The organism is Streptomyces sp. CA-210063 (assembly GCF_024612015.1).
GTDB lineage: Bacteria > Actinomycetota > Actinomycetes > Streptomycetales > Streptomycetaceae > Streptomyces.
The window spans coordinates 1,473,719-1,490,587 of record NZ_CP102512.1 but is presented as its reverse complement, the minus strand read 5'-3'; the positions used below and the strand labels follow the sequence as shown (position 1 = coordinate 1,490,587).

Genomic DNA, 16,869 nt, shown 5'->3' with positions numbered 1-16,869 from the left:
CGCAGCATGACCACCACGGAGGCCCTTGACGGGTCGGCTGCAGTCGACGACGCAGCACGAAGCATCGCGCGCCCGTTCTACGTCTACGCCGTGCTCGCCAACTCGCTGTTCCAGCGTGGCGTATTCGTCATCTTCCTCTATCAGCGAGGCTTCTCCGCCGGGCAAGTGGCCCTCCTTCAGACTCTGATCTACCTGGTCAGCGGACTCGCGGAGATGCCGACGGGAATCATCGCTGACCGGATCGGCAGGCGTGCCAGCATCGTGATCGGCCAGGTGCTGATAGCTGGATGCCTGCTCGGTCAGGTGACGTCCTCCAACTACTGGGTGTTCCTGGCACTGTTCATGCTCCAGGGCGTGGGCATGGCATGTGTATCCGGTTCGGATACCGCCCTGCTGTACGACCTGCTCGTGCGTCGTGGTGCAACGGCCGGATACGTCAAGATCAAGTCCCGGTTCACCATGCTCGGGACGGTCACCTCGGGAGTCGCCATCGTCCTCGGCGGCCAACTGCAGCAGTTCTCCTGGGGAATCGTCTACGTCGGTTCGGCGGCGTGCCTCGTCCTGGCCGTGGTGGTGCTGATGTCACGGGTGCCCGAGATCCGCGGCGCGGACGCGGTGGACGAGCAGGACGGAGCCGAGGCGCACAGCGACGCCACAGCATGGCGGGCGATGCTTCGGGTCGCCACGCCCGCGCTCGTGACGCTTGTCGTGGTGTCCGGATTGATGCACGCGACTTTGACGCCGTACATCATTTTCACGCAGAAGACCCTCTCCGATCAGGGAGCGGGCACCGCAGTGGTGAGCGTGGTCATAGCGGCGGGATTCTTCGTCGGCGGACTCGTTCCCTTGCTGTCGGACCGCGCGAACCGGCGCATCGGGTATCGGATCGTCATCCCGGTGTCACTCGTGACGCTCGCCGTGGCACTCGGCCTGAGCGGCCTCGGCCTTGTCTGGGTCACCATCGCCGCGTTCCTGGTCCTGGCCGGGATTCCCGAGATCACCGCGGTGCTCGTGGACAACGTGTTCAATGAGGCCGTGCCGTCGCGCCACCGGGCGAGCCTGCTGTCGATGATCGCATTCGTGGAGTCGGTGCTCATCGGCATCGGCTATCTCGTCCTCGGCACGCTCATGGACGGGTTCGGATCCAGCGTGGGCATGGCCACCTACGCCGCGGTCCCCCTGCTGGCATGTCTCCTGTGGCTCCCGGTGCTCTTCCGCGGGGCGCGGGTGACCACCGAGATCGAGAAGCCCGCCGACCAAAAGGCATCCTGAAACAGGCCAACGATGAGGAGCCGAAGTGGAATTGATGCAGATCGGGCACAAACGACCGGTGCTGGATCTCAACCCGCCGGTCGTGCACGAGGATGCCCTTTCGGTTGCGTTGGTCTGCATGCCCTGGGCCGTGGTGGACATGCCCTCACTGGCGCTGAGCACGATCGCTCCGTTGTTCGAGCAGCGCGGAGAAGTTGAGAAGCTCGACGTCGTCTATGCCAATATTCGGTGGCTCGACTTCCTGGTCCGGGAGGTGGGCCTCGAACGTGAGCACTACGAACTGATCGTCGATGCCGAGGTGTTCGGGGTCGGCGAATGGGTCTTCTCCAGCTGCTTCCGCCCCGGTACCGACCCACGTCACACGAGTTTCTATGACCTCGTGAGCGACAGTGAGCACGTTGATGCCTATTGTGCGATGTTCCGCGCGGCGCCCGCCTTCGTCGACGAGTTGGCCCGAGATCTCGTAACGTCAGGCGTCGATGTCCTGGGGTTGACGACGACGTTCGATCAGAACATTGCCTCGTTCGCGCTCGCGCACCGCGTCAAGGAGTTGTCCCCGAGCATCGTCACGATGCTCGGCGGGGCGAACTGCGACGGCGTTCAAGGTACGGCAGTCCACCGCGCTCGCGCGGAGTTCGACTACGTGATCCGGGGCGAGGCGGAGCGCTCGATCGCGCCACTCATCGCCCACATCGCAGGACGTCGTAGCGGTGACGAGAACGGACACGACAAACTGCTGCGTGCCGTGCCTGGCCTGTGCTGGCGATCCGACATCGATGGAGCCTCGGTAAGCAACCCCATCGGACCGACACCCGTCTCGATGAACGCGGTGCCGGAGCCCGTCTACGATCACTATTTCCGCGATCTGCGGAAGTCTCCGGCCGCCCAACTCATCGATGTCAAGATTCCTCTGGAGGCCAGCCGCGGATGCTGGTGGGGTGCGAAGCACCATTGCACATTCTGCGGCTTGAACGGGTCGGCCATGGCCCATCGCGCAAAGCCTGCCGAGCGCGTGCAAGCGGAGGCCAGCCGGGCTGTCCGTCGGCACAACGTGCTTGACCTGGTGTTTTCTGACAACATTTTGGCGCCCGACCATGTGGTTCGACTGACCACGGATATGGCGCTGCCCGCTGAATGGGACGTCCGGTTGTTCGCCGAGGTGAAGTCGAACCTTAATTTCGGTCAACTCGAGTCCCTTGCGCGCGCCGGTTTCACTCAACTGCAACCGGGTGTCGAAAGCCTCTGTACACCCATCCTGCGCATCATGCGCAAGGGGGTGACCGGGTGGCAGAACGTGCGATTCCTGCGAGACTGTGCCACCAGCAGGATCTATCCGTCGTGGAACATCCTTGTGGGCTTCCCCGGGGAGCAGGACCGCGACTATGCGGCGTTGATCGACTCGCTCCCATCCCTCCATCATCTGACGCCGCCCGCCGGGGTGTTCCCGATCAAACTGGAACGCTTCAGCCCCTACTTCGACGATCCAGAACTCGGTCTCCAGGTGCTCGGTCCCTCGCGCAACCTGGTGAGCGCTTACGAGGGGGTCGTGGATGCCCTCGATGACGTCGTCTACGTGTTTGAGTCCGCGCCCGCCGGCATATCACCTGAAATGTATGAGATGTTGCGCGAAGCGGTCGCGGACTGGAGGGCCAACGCATCCATTTCTCGGCTGGTCGTTCTGCCGGCGCCGGACGACTCCCTCGTCGTCGTCGACGACCGGTCCACCTGGCCCTCCCGTGAGGTGGTGCTTCATCCGGGTCTCGAGGCCGAGGCCTACCGTGCACTGGCCAAGGGTAAAACGCTTCCCGCACTCGCTTCCACGATGTCCTCGCTCGGGATTGCAGCGCCGGAAGGCCAGCTCGAAGAGCTCCTCAAGAATTGGATGGAGCTCGGAATCATTTTTCATGAGGATGCCACCTATTTGGCGCTCGCGACAGGACTGCGCTGGTGACGCAACAGACAGCAGAGCGGCGGTCGAACCGACGAAGGCTCTTCGCGTCAGTGAATCTCCACTCGATGCAGAGCAGGGAGGATCTCGTCACCCTGACCCGGTCGGGATACGCCGGGGTGCGACTGGTCGGTCATTTTGCCATGTCGGAGATGGGCGATCGCGAACTCGTCTCCCTGATCGCGCTCCTCCGCGACGCGCGCGGCGTTGGTTTGCGGGTTTCGTGGAGCGGCGACTGTGGTGCCCTCGAGGTCGGGTGCCTTCGCCACCTCGACCCGCCACGGCAGTCGGACGGCACCTTCGCGTGGTCGGCGCAGCAGGGAGAGTCCCTTGTCGTTCGACGCGGTCCGACGTTCCTAGCCGTTGAGGACACACGCTACGGGGAGCGTCGCCGTATCGATATCGACCGCTCGGAACCGGCGGCAGCCGTTCTTGACGCAAGCGGTTGGGGGCACACGATCACCCCCGTAGAGGCGGCCAGTCTGCACGCTCTTGAATTGCACGACCTCGTCTTTCGTTCCGGCGACCACTGTGTGGGTATTGCCGTAAGGCAAGGAGTCTGGTGTGTCTGACGGCAACATTCTCTTCCGCAAGACACTCGATGAGCGGACTATTTCGCGAGGGTCGGCGGATCCAGCAGCCACCATCGTTCCGATGCGCATGGGAACGGCAGGAGTGGGACTGCTCATCAACGATCACAGCGAAGCCACCCGCATCTTGTCCGACGTCGAAACCTACGGCAGTGCGGGCGAACTCATGGCCAGCGTTTTCGACGAGCCGGCCGAGTCGCATCCGGACTCGATGTCCGAGATGGTCTTCGCGGTCAACCAAACCGACGGGGAAGAGCATCGTCGCGTACGGCGCGCACTTCGGAGGGTCATCGATGCTCGCGTGCGCGATGTCTCGGACCAGTTGATTCAGGATGTCCAACACTCGATCGAGAGCGCTCTCACCCTGGGGAGGCTCGACGCCGTCGCCTCGATCGGCGTGCCCATCGCCGACAGCGTCATGTCGCGATTGCTTGGACTTGACGCACACCTCGTCTTGGCCCTGAGGACCGCGGTTTACCAGGGATATCCGGTGCGCGAACTCGACGCCACGCTCGTCGACTGGGTGCGCGACAGGCGTGCTCGCCCCGCCGATGACCTCGTGTCGGACCTGATGGCGGAACTGCCTTCTCTCGACGATCGACACGTTGCGGCGAACACTCGACTCCTCGCGCTATCGGGTGTCGAGGTGTTGGCGGCACTGATTACGAATGGAATCCTCTGCCTGGCGCAAGATCCAGGTACTCAGAGTCTCGTACGCGATGACGAGACGCTGCTGCCTGGCCTCGTCCATGAGGTGCAGCGGTACGCGAGCCCGATTGCGCGGGGGATCTATCGGATGACGAAGGAGTCATCCGTGATAGGCCAGTACACAGTTCCCGCAGGTACTTTGCTCGTCATCGGGGTGGACGTTTGCAACAGGGACACGTCAGCATTTCCCGATGCTCACAGGTTTGACCCCACTCGCGGTCGGGATGTCGAATATCTGACGTTCGGTCGCGGGCGGCATTCATGCCTTGGTATTCCAGTCACACGTCTGATTGCGGCGGAGGCCCTGCGCGCCTTTCTCTCGGGAACCACGAGTTTCGGCCTGACCGTGGAGCCGTCAGAGCTGCGTTTCCACGATACTGCGGTCATGAACGGTCTCGAGGAACTCCCGATTTGGGTTGAGTGCGCGAACTAGTGTCTCGTGATCCTGATTGCGTTACTTCGCGTTGTTATTGACGATTTTCTTCGCGCTGGTCTGGACGAGTCGGGCCTTGACGAGGATCTCGTCTGTGGTGGCGATCCAGGCCCTACGCTACGAGGGGAGGGACCTTGTCCGACCCCCGTCGCCTCCACGGGGCGTAAGTACGTCGCCCTCACCCCGGCGTCTGCGCACTCCGGCCGCTGAGCCGGTCGCACATCTGGAGTCGGCGGGGCACGCTGGAAGCAGCCACTCGTGACGTACGGGCGGGCCCGGTGCGGGGACGAGTCCCCATGCCGGTGCATGGGAACAAGACGAGGTGAGCACGTATGCGCCATGGGGTGGTGCCACCACTGCGGCAGATTCGTCGTGGCCCACTCGGCCAGGAGCGGAGCGGCCGGCCTGTCCGCCCGTCGGACCTGTAGAGCCCGTGGTGGAACCCATGGAACCCGTCGGACCACCGGGTCGGTCCGAGCCGTCCGGTTCATCGGGTGCTGCGCGGTCTTCCGGGTCGCCCAAGACCAGGAGGCACCTCCGCGGGCACCGCTCGATGAAACTGTGCCGCTTCCTCCACGCCAGGGGCGCGCGCGTATGGCGGCGCGGCAAGGAAGTGGAGCTGATGCACCGGGCCATGGGCTTCGCGGCGCTGGGACTGGTGACGTTCGCCCCGCTGCTGATCGTCGTCGCGGCGGCCGCACCCATCGAGGAACGCGGCTTCGCCCTGTGGATCGTGGACGGTATGGGGCTGTCCGGGCGCCCTGCCGACGCCGTGCAGGACCTCTTCTCCGCGCCCCGCAAGGTCCTGGGCACGATCAGTGTCCTGAGCATGGTGCTGCTCGCGGTCTTCGGCGTGACATTCGCCGGGAGTGTTCAGACCGGTTACGAGAAGATCTGGGACCTGTCGGCCGGACGCTGGCACACCGTATGGCGACGCGCGGTGTGGCTCGTCGTTCTGACGGCCTACCTCTTCGCCGAAGCGCAGAGCAGCGCCCTCCTGGGATCGGGAACCCTGCGCTCATGGGCCCGGCTCGTGCTGTCCTCGGTGCTCGGCGTGCTCTTCTTCTGGTGGGGGCAGCGTTTCCTGCTCGGCGGCCGGGTCTCCTGGCGCGCCCTCCTGCCGGGCGCCATCGCCACGATGGTGGGGCTGGGCGGCCTGCGCCTGTTCTCCCACCTCGTCTTCTCCCCGCTCATCGTGAGCAACGCGGCCTCGTACGGTGCGGTCGGCACCGTCCTGATCGTGACGTCATGGCTCATCGGGGTCGGCTTCGTCGTCTTCGGCGGCGCCCTCGTCGGTCGCTACTGGTACCTCCACGAACCGCACCACATTCCGCACCCCCACAACCGCTCACGGAAGCACTGAAGCACTGAAGCACTGAAGCGCTGCCGCGGTCGGGTGTGCACCGGCTTGTCGGGCGCCGTGGATCAGCCCGCTGAAAAATGTGGTGCTCCGCCCGCGTCCGCTTCCCTAGGATCGCCACACAGCGCACGCCGCACGACACCGTGGCGCGCGCGTCGTGACGAGTCGACGCACACCGATCGAGGGGAGCCCAGCCATGTGTGACCGCAGCGCTGTCGTCGTTCCCCGTTCCCTGTACCAGGTGATCCTCGTGTCCTCGTCCGTCCGGTGCCCGCTGCGCGGCCGGTACCGGATGCCCGTGACGAACGCCTGACGTCGAAGCCTCTTGCCGTGACGGAGCGACAGCTCCGTCCGCGCCATGCCCTTGCCGTCCGCCGTCCTCGTACGGGAATCGCGCTGCCCTGAAACAGCTCAGCTGAAAGGCCACGGGCCATGCGCAGCACCATCCACAACCCCCTGACCGCCGTCCGCAACCTGGGCATCCTCGCCCACGTCGACGCCGGGAAGACCACCGTCACCGAGCGGTTCCTGTACGCCACCGGGACCACCCACAAGCGCGGCGAGGTCCACGACGGCACGACGGTCACCGACTTCGACCCGCAGGAGCGAGATCGCGGGATCACGATCTTCGCGGCGGCGGTGAGCTGTGCCTGGGACGGCCATCGGATCAACCTGATCGACACGCCGGGCCATGTCGACTTCGCCGACGAGGTGGAGCGCTCGCTCCGGGTGCTCGACGGCGCGATCGCCGTGTTCGACGCGGTCGCGGGTGTCGAGCCGCAGAGCGAGTCGGTGTGGCGGCAGGCCGACCGCCACGGCGTACCGCGCATCGCCTTCGTCAACAAGCTGGACCGCGCGGGCGCCGACCTCGACACGGCGGTCGAGTCGATCCGGCAGCGGCTCCATCCGGCACCGCTGGTGGTGCAGTTGCCGATCGGTACGGAGGACGGGTTCACCGGCGTCGTGGACCTGCTGCGCATGCGCGCGCTGGTCTGGGCGGACGGCGGCGACACGGCCGAGGAGGGGCCGGTGCCGGACGCCCTGCGGGACGAGGCGGAACGACGCCGGCGGCGGCTGGAGGAGGCGGTGGCGGAACTGCATCCCCTGGCGCTGGAGGAGTTCTGCGCGGAGTCGACACTCTCCGCGCGGACGCTGGCCTCGGCACTGCGCGACCTGACCCGCACCGGCGAGGGCGTGGTCGTGCTGTGCGGCTCCGCCTACCGCAACCGGGGCATCGAACCGCTGCTCGACGCGGTCGTGGCGTATCTGCCCTCGCCGCTGGACGTACCGGCCGTACGCGGTACGCACGACGGTACGGAACAGGAGCGGGCCGCCGATGCGCAGGCTCCGTTGGCGGCCCTGGCGTTCAAGGTGAGCGCGACGGCCACCGGACGGCTGACCTATCTGCGGCTGTACTCGGGAACCATCCGGAAGGGAGACACGGTGCTGGACGCGGGGACGCGGCGCGGCGAGCGGATCGGGCGGATCCTGCGGGTCCAGGCCGACCGGCACGCCGAGCTGGACCGGGCGGTGGCCGGGGACATCGTCGCGGTGGTCGGGCTGAAGTCGGCCCGCGCCGGGGCGACCCTGTGCGCGCCGACGGCGCCGCTGCTCCTCGAACCGCCGTCCGTCGCCGAACCGGTGGTGTCGGTGGCCGTCGAGGCACGCCGGAGCACCGACACCGACCGGCTGGCGACGGCTCTGGCGCGGCTGGCCGAGGAGGACCCCTCGCTGGTCGTACGGACCGACCCCGAGACCGGTCAGACGGTGCTGTCCGGGAGGGGCGAACTGCATCTGGAGGTGGCGGTGGAGAAGATCCGGCAGACCCGGGGTGGCCTGGAGGTCGCGGTCGGCCGGCCTCGCGTGGCCTATCGCGAGACGGTCGTGCGCGGGGTGTCGGGTCTGGTCTTCCGGCACGTCAAACAGGACGGCGGGGCGGGTCAGTTCGCCCATGTCGTGCTGGATGTGGCACCCCTGGAGGGGGAGGGCGACGGTGCCGCCACGGGCTTCGTCTTCCGCTCGACCGTCGTCGGCGGCCGGGTGCCGCAGGAGTACGTCCGGGCGGTCGAGGCCGGCTGCCGTGACGCCCTCGCCGAGGGGCCGCTCGGCGGGCACCCGGTGACCGGGCTGAGCGTCACCCTGACCGACGGGGCGACCCACTCCAAGGACTCCTCGGAGATGGCGTTCCGCACGGCCGGGCGGTTCGCACTTCGGGAGGCCATGCGTACCGGTGTGATGGGCCTGCTGGAACCCGTCGCCGACGTCACCGTCACCGTGCCCGCGGACGCCGTGGGCGGGGTGCTCGGCGACCTCGCGGCGCGGCGGGGGCGGGTGTCGGACTCCGTCCCTCGGGCGGGCTCTGTGGTGATCACCGCGACCGTGCCGTTGGCCGAGTTGTTCGGGTATGCGACGCGGCTGCGTAGCCGTACGCAGGGACGGGGCACGTTCACCACCCGGCCGGCGGGGTACGCACCGGGGACGGTGCCGGTGAGCTAGGGGGTGGGGCGGGGAGTTTCCTCGCCCCCGCCGCCCCTACCCGTCGCATCCCCAGGGGCTGTGCCCCTTCGCCCCCCAGCCGCGGGTCCGGTGGGGGCTGGTCGCGCAGTTCCCCGCGCCCCTTGAGGGGCGCGGGGAGGCTGTTCGTCGCCCTTACGCCCAGGGGCTCACCGCGGTGAAGCTGCTGTCCGCCCTGAACGTGTCCGTGGCCTGGTGCACGTCCACGCGGAGCTCGTAGTTGTAGTGCCGGATGTAGCGGCCGGGATAGTTGTACGACTCCAGGCGGACCGAGCCGGAGGTCGTGCCCGGGCGGGCGCAGTACGTGGCGTCCTTGTCGAAGACGGTCGTGCCGTCGTCCGTGGCGAAGCGGACCCGGTAGTCCCAGTGCCGCAGATAGCGGCCGGCGGAGTCGCGGAAGGAGTAGCAGTTGGCGTCCGCGAGGCCGGGCATGATCGTGAAGGTCGCGCTCTGCTTGACGGCGGTGGTGCTGGAGGAGGTCACCGCGTCGACGTAGCCGAGGCTGTCGGAGCGGACCACGGCGTAGCGGCCCGGGTAGTTGACGGACTGGAGGGACCGGGTGGTGTTGGTCGGCAGGGTGACACCGCCGGACACGGTCTCCTTGAGGACGGTCAGGTGGCGTACGAAGCCGGTGAGACCCGGGAGTTCGGTCGGCGTCGACCAGGTGGCGAAGTTGTCGTAGCTGTCGCTGTACCAGTACTGCCCGGCGCCGTAGGCGTCGTAGTAGATCCGCCAGCCGCCGTTGTCGAGCTGGACGAGCGCCGGGCCTTCCATGCCGGAGCCGAAGCCCGCCCAGTTGCCCGTCTTCTGCATGGTGTACGGGCCGGTGAGGCTGGAGGCGGTGGCGTACTCGATGTACTTCGTCGTCTCGTTCTTGGTGAACGCGTGGTACGTGGAGCCGATCTTGACGATGAAGGTGTCGATGTAGTTCGGGCCGATGCCGGACAGCCGGGTGGGCGCGGACCAGGCGGTGAGCGAGGAGTTCGTCGCCGTCAGCTTGTACGGCTTGAAGATCCACTCACCGTCCGCCGCGACGGACGCCGACAGGATGATGTTGACGCTGCCGTTGGTGTCGACGAACCACTCCGGCGCCCAGGCGCGCTGCAGACCGCTGATCGGGACCGTGTAGTCGTACAGGAAGGTCCAGTTGAGGCGGTCGGTGGAGCGGGCGAAACCGATGGTGGTGGACAGCGCCGACCAGGTGCGGGTGGTGTAGGTGAGGTAGTAGTAGCCGTCCGTGTGCTTGAAGATGCTGGGGTCGCGGATCAGCCCGGAGGGCGGGGTGTACGCCGGGCCCTTGCGGAGGGTGAACCCGGTCGCGTCCGGCGAGTCGTAGACGTACATGTTCGACTCGCTGCTGTTGGTGAACGCGGTCATGGTGTACCGCGTCGCCTGGCCCGTCGGCGGGTGGGCGGCTCCGGCCGGTCCGGCGAGGGCGGTGGTGAGCCCCAGGAGGGCGGCGACCGAGGTGAGCAGGGCGAGGACCGCCCTGAGGGTTCTGTTCAACGCTTGTCCCATTTCTGCGTGAACTGCCCTGAGGCGTGGGGTGTTGGCGGAGTGTTGTTCGAAATTTCGGCTCTTGTGCGGAACTTCGGTCAGAAGATAAGAGGGCGGCATGGGCGCGTCAATGGATCGCGCAGGGATTGTGTGAGCCGGGATTCCGCTTACCCGCCACCCCCGTCGCCGGCGTTGCCTCCGGTCATGTGTTTCCCCAGGTCATAGCTGGTTTCCCGGTCGGCTCACAGGCGGGCAACAGGAAACCCGTCGACCCCGGTGAGCGGCGGGGCAACTCTGGGTCCGTCAACACGCAGCACCACCACGACCAAGCGTGAGACCAGGGGGGTTGGCCGATGAGACGTGCGTTCATGTCTCTGTGCGCGGTGGTGGCGGCCACCGCGGTCGCCGCGACCGGATGCGCCGGGGGTACCGGCGGTGATGGCGGAGGCCAGGAGCAGGGGGACCGGCGGCACCGCCCCCCGGCGCTGACCTGGCAGCAGGAACTGCGCGTCACGGATGCCCAGCAGCGCCTGACGAAGCAGTGCATGAAACGGCACGGCTTCGACTACTGGGAGGACCGCCGTCTGACGCTCGAGGAGAGCCGTCCGGTGCGCTACGTCCAGGACGACGTCGAGTGGGCCCGTAAGTACGGGTACGGCGGCCGGATCGACGCGCAGAGCCAGAAGGTCCGCGAGAGCAACCCGATCGGCACCTACCGCCAGAGCCTCTCCGCCGCCCGGCGGACCGCCTTCGACATCGCGCTCGACGGCGGCGACGACGCCCGCATGCTCACCGCGCCGCTGCCGGGGGGCGGCGGCGAGATCCGCAAACGCCTGGGCGGCTGCACGGAGGAGGCCGAGCGCAAGCTCTACGGTGACCCGGCCGAGTGGTTCCGCACCAGCAAGGTCGCCACGAGCCTCAATTCCCTCTACGGCGAGGACCTCATGAAGGACCGACAGCTGACCGAGGCGTTGGGGGCGTGGTCCCGGTGCATGAAGAAGGCCGGGCAGCCCTACCAGGACCCCCAGGCGGCCCGTGACGCCGTCCGGGTCAACACCAGCCGGCTGGGCGGGGCTCGTGCCGACGAGGCGTTCACCGCCGAGCGGAAGACCGCCGTCGCGGACGCGACCTGCGCCCGCGAGACGTCCCTGCGAGCCGTGGCTTCGGCCCGGGAGACGTACTACGAAGACCGCCTGCGCGACCGGTTCGGCAAGGACCTCGACACCTACCGGAACCTCGGTCAGCAGGCCTACGACCGGGCGGTGCGCATCGTTCCGGAACGCGACTGACCACCACGCGCCCCGGACGCGCACCGACCACCGATGACGGCAGACCGGGCCACCGCCCGGCGCACGGTCACCGGCAGCACCACACCACCCACGCACGACCAACGAAACGAGGGGAAACACCATGCGCAAGTTCACCGTCACGGCAGCGCTCCTTGGGCTCACCGCCCTGGGCGTCGTCGTACCCGCCGCCACCTCGCAGGCGGCCGAGAGCGCCGTCGCCGGCCCCAACTGTGACCGTCAGTGGGGCGCGCGCAACGGCTACATGTACGCCTGGGAGAACCTGGACTGCGGGGGCGCCCAGTTGATCGCCACCCCGGGCAACAGCGACTGGTGGGTCGGCTCGCAGGACCGGGCCACGTCCGTCATGAACCGCGGCTACGTCGGCAGCCTGGACCACGTCGCGTTCTACGAGCACGCCGGCTACGGCGGCGGCTACTCCTGTCTCGCGCCGGGGGAGCTGTACGCCGACAACCTGACCGACAACCGGCTCACCAGCGGTGTCAGCGCGAACGACACCATCTCGTCCCACAAGTGGGTGAACAGGGGCGACTGCAACGGGAACTTCCTGACCTGATCCGTCCGACCGGTGCGGGCGGCCCGGGACCGACCACCCCGGGCCGCCGCGCGCCGTTCGACGGCACGGCACACTCCACCGCAAGGGGGAACGCACGATGCGCAAGTTCACCGTCACGGCGGCGCTCCTCGGGCTCACCGCCCTCGGCCTCGCCGTGCCCACCACGGCCGCGCAGGCGGCCGACAGCGCCGTCGTCGATTGCGGCGGCCTGTGGGGTCCGCGTAATGGCAATATGTATGCCTGGGAGCATCCGAACTGTCAGGGCACTCTCCTCTACGTCGGCGCGGGCAACAGCGGTGACTGGGGTGACGCTTCCGACCGGGCCTCGTCCGTGATGAACCGCGGCTACGTCGGCATCCTGGACCACGTCGCGTTCTACGACCACGCCAACTACAGCGGCGGCCACGGCTGCCTCGCGCCAGGGGAGCTGTACGCCGCCGACCTGTCCCACAACCGGTACAGCGACGGCACCATCGCGAACAACAGCATCAGCGCGCACCGGTGGGTGAACCGGAGCTTCTGCTCGATTCTGTGGACGTGACGCCTCCGGCGTACGAAGGTCCGGAACCGCCACCCGCGGTTCCGGACCTTCGTGTTTGCGCCACTCCGGGTGAAAGGCTTGGCTGTCCTAACCGTCCCGGCAGTAACCTGGGCATCCGCCGTCTCACGGCCGCACTGCCTTGGGGGACACCTTGGGGGACCCGCAGCACAGACCGGAAGCAGACCATCGGAACGGACGGGACCGGGACGCGCTGACCACGCAGTCCTTCCCGGCACAACTGAGGCGACTGAGGCAGGAACGCGGACTGTCGCTCACCGACCTGGCACGGCAGACGCACTACAGCAAGGGCTACCTCAGCAAGATCGAGACCGGCACGAAGCGCGCGACCGTCGACGTCGCCCGCCTCTGCGACCAAGTGCTGCGCGCCGAGGGCGAGTTGCTGCGGCTGGTGCAGCAGGCACCGCATCACGACGGCGACACGGGTTCCGAAGCCGACACGTCCGAACGGCACTCCGGCGAGGCGTGTCCCTACCGCGGCCTGTCGGCGTTCACCCCCCAGGACGCGGAATGGTTCTTCGGCCGGGAGCGCGCGACGGCCGCACTGGTGGAACGGATCTTCGACAGGGTCGGAAGCGGACCGGTGATGCTCGTCGCCCCCTCGGGTGCGGGCAAGTCGTCCCTGCTCAACGCCGGTCTCGTACCCGCTCTTCGGCGCGGCGACCTCCCGATGCCGGGTGCCGACCGATGGCCGGTGGTGATGTTCACCCCCACCTCGCGCCCGCTGGACGAACTGCTGGAGCGCACCGCGAAAACGCTGGGCAGCGACCTCGGCATCACCGTGGACGAGGTGCGGGAGAACCCCGAGGCGCTGCTCGACGCCGTGCGCACCAGGTCGGACGACCCGCCGACACCCGCCGGGGACCGGCTGCCCCCGCCGCCCCGACCGGTGTTGATCGTCGACCAGTTCGAGGAACTGTTCACCCTCTGCACCGACGAGGACGAACGGCGCTCCTTCGTCCGGGTGCTGAGCGCCCTGGCGACCCCCCGGCCGACGGCCGGCGCGCACGATCCCGCGGTCGTGGTGCTCGGCGTACGCGCCGACTTCACCGGCAGCTGTCTGGACCTCCCCGAACTGGCCCCGGTCTTCACGGACGGGTTGTTCGTCCTGTCCCCGATGTCCGTGGCGGAGCTGCGGGATTCGATCACACGCCCGGCAGAACGCGCCGGGATCACCCTCGAACCCGGCCTGGTCCCCCTGCTCCTGCGCGACGCGGGACTGCGCGACGAGCCGCGGGCGGCACCCCGGGGAACGCCGATCGGCGCCGGGATCGGCTCCGACGAGACGCCCTCCGGCGCGCTCCCCCTGGTCTCCCACGCACTGCTGGCCACCTGGCAGCGGCGCGCGGAGTCCGCGCTGACCGTCGACGGGTACGAGCGGGCCGGCGGAATCCAGGGCGCGGTCGCGCGCACGGCCGAGAACGTGTTCGCGCGGCTGTATCCCGCCGAGCAGAAGACGATCCGCCGCATCCTGTCCCGGCTGGTGATCGTCGTGGACGGAGCCGGGGCGACCCGCCGCCGGATGAGCCGGGTCGCCCTGATGGCACAGCTCGGCGACGCGGACGGGGCCGCCGCCGCACTCGACGCCTTCGTCCTGGCCCGGCTCATCACCATGGACAGCGACACGGTCCAGATCACCCACGAGGCCCTGTTGCACGCCTGGCCCCGGTTGCGCGACTGGATCCACGCCGACCGGGCCGGACTGCTCCTCCACCAGCAACTCGCCCACGCGGCGGCGGAATGGGAGCGCGAGGACCGCGACCCGTCCGCCCTCTACCGGGGCACCCGGCTGGACACCGTACGGTCCTGGGCCGACGAGTCCGACGGCCGGCGTCGCCTCGGGCCGGGCGAGGAGGCGTTCCTGAGGGCGAGTCAGGCCGAGGAGGACGGCCGCCGCAAGCAGGCCAGACGGCAGGTCCGGCTGCGGCAGTCCATGCTCGCCACGCTCGTCGTCCTGCTGGGGCTCGCCGTGACCGCCGGCGGCCTCGCCTACCAGCAGCGGGAGGGCGCCCTCGACCAGGAGCGCGTCGCCCGCTCCCAGGCCCTCGCCGTACGGTCCGCGTCCCTCGCCGGGGGCCAGCCGGAGGCGTCGATGCTGCTCGCGGAGGAGGCCTACCGGGCCGACACCACCGCCGAGGCACGCGGGGCCCTGCTCAGCACCCAGTCCCAGCCCTTCACCGCCCGGCTCGGCGGGCACCGCGGGCCGGTCAACGCGGTGGCCTTCGCACCGGACGACCGGCTGCTGGCGACGGCCAGTTCCGACGGCACGGTGGCCCTGCGGAGCGTGGCCGACGGCCACCGGAAGCTCGCCACGTTCACCGTCCCCGGACGGGTGCGCTCGGTCGCCTTCAGCCCCGACGGCCGTACTCTCGCGGTGACGTCGACCGACGGTCCGGTGAGTGTGTGGAGCACCGCCGACCACCGCAGGGAGGCCGTGCTGTCCGCCGCCACGAAGGGCGCCCGGGCGGTCGCCTTCGACCCGCGCGGGCGTGCGCTCGCCGTCGCGGCCGCCGACGGGACCGTCCAGCTGTGGGACGTCGACCGCCGCAGGCTCACCGCCTCCCTCACCGGTCACGAGGGAACCCTCAACGCGCTGGGCTACGCCCCCGACGGCCGGACCCTCGTCTCCGCCGGCACCGACCGGACCGTACGGCTCTGGGACACCGACCGCGCGCGGCGGCTCGACGTTCTCGAAGGGCACACCGACGAGGTGCTGGGTGCCGCGTTCTCCCCGGACGGCAGAAGGCTGGCCTCCGCCGGGGTCGACCGGACCGTACGGCTGTGGGACGTGCGCGGGGGCCGGCAGACCGCGACGTTCACGGGCAGCAGCGACGACATCAACGCCGTCGCCTACACACCTGACGGCGCGACGGTCGTCGGCGCGGTCGGCGACGGCACGACCCGACTCTGGGACGTGCGCAGCGGCCGGCAGACCGCCGTGCTCGCCGGTCACACCGACTACGTCATGGGGGTGGCCGTGACCTCCGACGGCGCCCTGCTGGCCACGGCCGGATTCGACCAGTCCGTCGTCCTCTGGGACCTCGGCGGGCCGGTGCTGACGGCGCGTCCGTTCACCGAGGTCTGGCAGGCCGAGTACAGCCCCGACGGGAGACTGCTGGCCACCGCCGACGCCGATCACACGGTACGGCTGTGGAACGCGAAGACGCACACGCTCCTGAAAGCGCTGGAGGGTCACACCGAGACCGTCTTCTCGGTGGCCTTCGCGCCCGACGGCCGCACCCTCGCCTCGGCGGGCTCCGACGGAACGATCCGCCTGTGGGACGTGGCGAGGCAGGAGGGGCTGGCGACGCTGACCGGTCACGTCGGACCGGTCTTCTCCGTCGCCTTCGCACCCGACGGCCGCACCCTCGCCTCGGCGGGCGCCGACCGCACGGTGCGCCTGTGGGACGCGACGAAGCGCGGGCAACTCGCGAAGCTCACCGGCCACAAGGACTACGCCAACGACGTCACCTTCAGCCCCGACGGCCGTACCCTCGCCAGCGTCGGCGACGACCTGACCGTACGTCTCTGGGACGTCGCCTCGTATCGTGCGCTGGCCGAACTCACCGGCCACTCGGGCGCGGTACGTGGCGTGGCCTTCAGCCCCGACGGCCGCACTCTCGCCAGCAGCGGCAACGACGGCGCGGTACGCCTGTGGGACGTCCGCACACGCCGTTTCGAGGCAGCGCTGACCGGCCACACCGGCTCCGCCCGGGGCCTCGCCTTCTCGCCGGACGGCCGCATGCTCGCCAGCAGCGGCAACGACCGTACGGTGCGCCTGTGGGACCTCGCCGCACGGCGGCCGTGGGCGACGCTGACCGGCCACACGAACGCCGTGTGGGGCGTGGACTTCGCGCCCGACGGGCGGACGGTGGCCAGCAGCAGCACCGACGGCACGGTACGGCTGTGGGACCTCGACCCCGGGGCCCGGCTGGCGGAGATCTGCCGGCTGCGCGCCGGAATCGGCCCCGACGAACGCGAAAGCCTCCTGCCGGGGGTGCCCGTGTCGGCGGGATCAGCCTGTGGCCGCACCTGAAGGCGATGACCGGACGCTGGCCGACTGCCCTGCTCGGAGGGGGTTTCCCAGCTGTTTCCCGGTTGCCCGACCGGATGGGGCGACACTCG

11 protein-coding genes are annotated in these 16,869 nt (G+C 68.9%); 10 read left to right on the top strand and 1 reads right to left on the bottom strand.

The window, feature by feature from the left end; all coding sequences use genetic code 11:
* Positions 1-6 precede the first annotated feature (6 nt).
* The 6 genes from JIX56_RS06480 (at position 7) to fusA (ending at position 8,807) form a co-directional block, all read left to right on the top strand.
* Entirely contained in the window at positions 7-1,272 is a 1,266-nt protein-coding gene (locus tag JIX56_RS06480) for an MFS transporter (protein WP_257537796.1), read from the top strand.
* 34 nt (positions 1,273-1,306) lie between these two features.
* On the top strand, positions 1,307-3,223 hold the full coding sequence (locus JIX56_RS06475) for a RiPP maturation radical SAM C-methyltransferase (protein ID WP_257550763.1): 1,917 nt from the start codon (positions 1,307-1,309) through the stop codon (positions 3,221-3,223).
* A complete protein-coding gene (locus tag JIX56_RS06470; protein WP_257537795.1) occupies positions 3,220-3,792 on the top strand; it encodes a DUF5825 family protein in 573 nt (190 codons plus the stop codon). The genes JIX56_RS06475 and JIX56_RS06470 overlap by 4 nt, the downstream gene beginning before the upstream one ends.
* Positions 3,785-4,951, top strand: a complete 1,167-nt coding sequence (locus tag JIX56_RS06465) for a cytochrome P450 (RefSeq protein ID WP_257537794.1) — start codon at positions 3,785-3,787, stop codon at positions 4,949-4,951. The genes JIX56_RS06470 and JIX56_RS06465 overlap by 8 nt, the downstream gene beginning before the upstream one ends.
* Positions 4,952-5,504: 553 nt before the next feature.
* Positions 5,505-6,314 (top strand): YhjD/YihY/BrkB family envelope integrity protein, encoded by an 810-nt coding sequence (locus JIX56_RS06460; protein ID WP_257537793.1) that lies wholly within the window; start codon positions 5,505-5,507, stop codon positions 6,312-6,314.
* Between the two features lie 429 nt (positions 6,315-6,743).
* Complete coding sequence (gene fusA, locus JIX56_RS06455; RefSeq protein ID WP_257537792.1) at positions 6,744-8,807, top strand: elongation factor G; 2,064 nt, start codon at positions 6,744-6,746, stop codon at positions 8,805-8,807.
* 153 nt (positions 8,808-8,960) lie between these two features.
* Here the strand turns inward: fusA and JIX56_RS06450 are convergent, their stop codons facing one another.
* Positions 8,961-10,331 (bottom strand): glycoside hydrolase family 43 protein, encoded by a 1,371-nt coding sequence (locus JIX56_RS06450; protein ID WP_257537791.1) that lies wholly within the window; start codon positions 10,329-10,331, stop codon positions 8,961-8,963.
* 344 nt (positions 10,332-10,675) lie between these two features.
* On the opposite strand from JIX56_RS06450, the gene JIX56_RS06445 reads away from it, so the two are divergent.
* From JIX56_RS06445 to JIX56_RS06430, 4 genes are all read left to right on the top strand, one after another.
* Positions 10,676-11,611, top strand: a complete 936-nt coding sequence (locus JIX56_RS06445) for a hypothetical protein (protein ID WP_257537790.1) — start codon at positions 10,676-10,678, stop codon at positions 11,609-11,611.
* A 121-nt stretch (positions 11,612-11,732) separates the two neighbouring features.
* Positions 11,733-12,185, top strand: coding sequence for a hypothetical protein (locus tag JIX56_RS06440; RefSeq protein WP_257537789.1), 453 nt, complete (start codon positions 11,733-11,735; stop codon positions 12,183-12,185).
* Between the two features lie 97 nt (positions 12,186-12,282).
* Complete coding sequence (locus tag JIX56_RS06435; protein ID WP_257537788.1) at positions 12,283-12,726, top strand: peptidase inhibitor family I36 protein; 444 nt, start codon at positions 12,283-12,285, stop codon at positions 12,724-12,726.
* 151 nt (positions 12,727-12,877) lie between these two features.
* Positions 12,878-16,780: an nSTAND1 domain-containing NTPase gene (locus JIX56_RS06430; RefSeq protein WP_257537787.1), complete on the top strand. Its 3,903-nt coding sequence runs from the start codon at positions 12,878-12,880 to the stop codon at positions 16,778-16,780.
* The last annotated feature ends 89 nt before the right edge of the window (positions 16,781-16,869 follow it).

Excerpts from the sequence above, each read along its gene's own strand:
- JIX56_RS06480 (WP_257537796.1), top strand. The coding sequence starts at position 7 with ATGACCACCACGGAGGCCCTTGACGGGTCGGCTGCAGTCGACGACGCA.
- JIX56_RS06475 (WP_257550763.1), top strand. The coding sequence starts at position 1,307 with ATGCAGATCGGGCACAAACGACCGGTGCTGGATCTCAACCCGCCGGTC.
- JIX56_RS06460 (WP_257537793.1), top strand. The coding sequence starts at position 5,505 with ATGAAACTGTGCCGCTTCCTCCACGCCAGGGGCGCGCGCGTATGGCGG.
- fusA (WP_257537792.1), top strand. The coding sequence starts at position 6,744 with ATGCGCAGCACCATCCACAACCCCCTGACCGCCGTCCGCAACCTGGGC.
- JIX56_RS06445 (WP_257537790.1), top strand. The coding sequence starts at position 10,676 with ATGAGACGTGCGTTCATGTCTCTGTGCGCGGTGGTGGCGGCCACCGCG.
- JIX56_RS06440 (WP_257537789.1), top strand. The coding sequence starts at position 11,733 with ATGCGCAAGTTCACCGTCACGGCAGCGCTCCTTGGGCTCACCGCCCTG.
- JIX56_RS06435 (WP_257537788.1), top strand. The coding sequence starts at position 12,283 with ATGCGCAAGTTCACCGTCACGGCGGCGCTCCTCGGGCTCACCGCCCTC.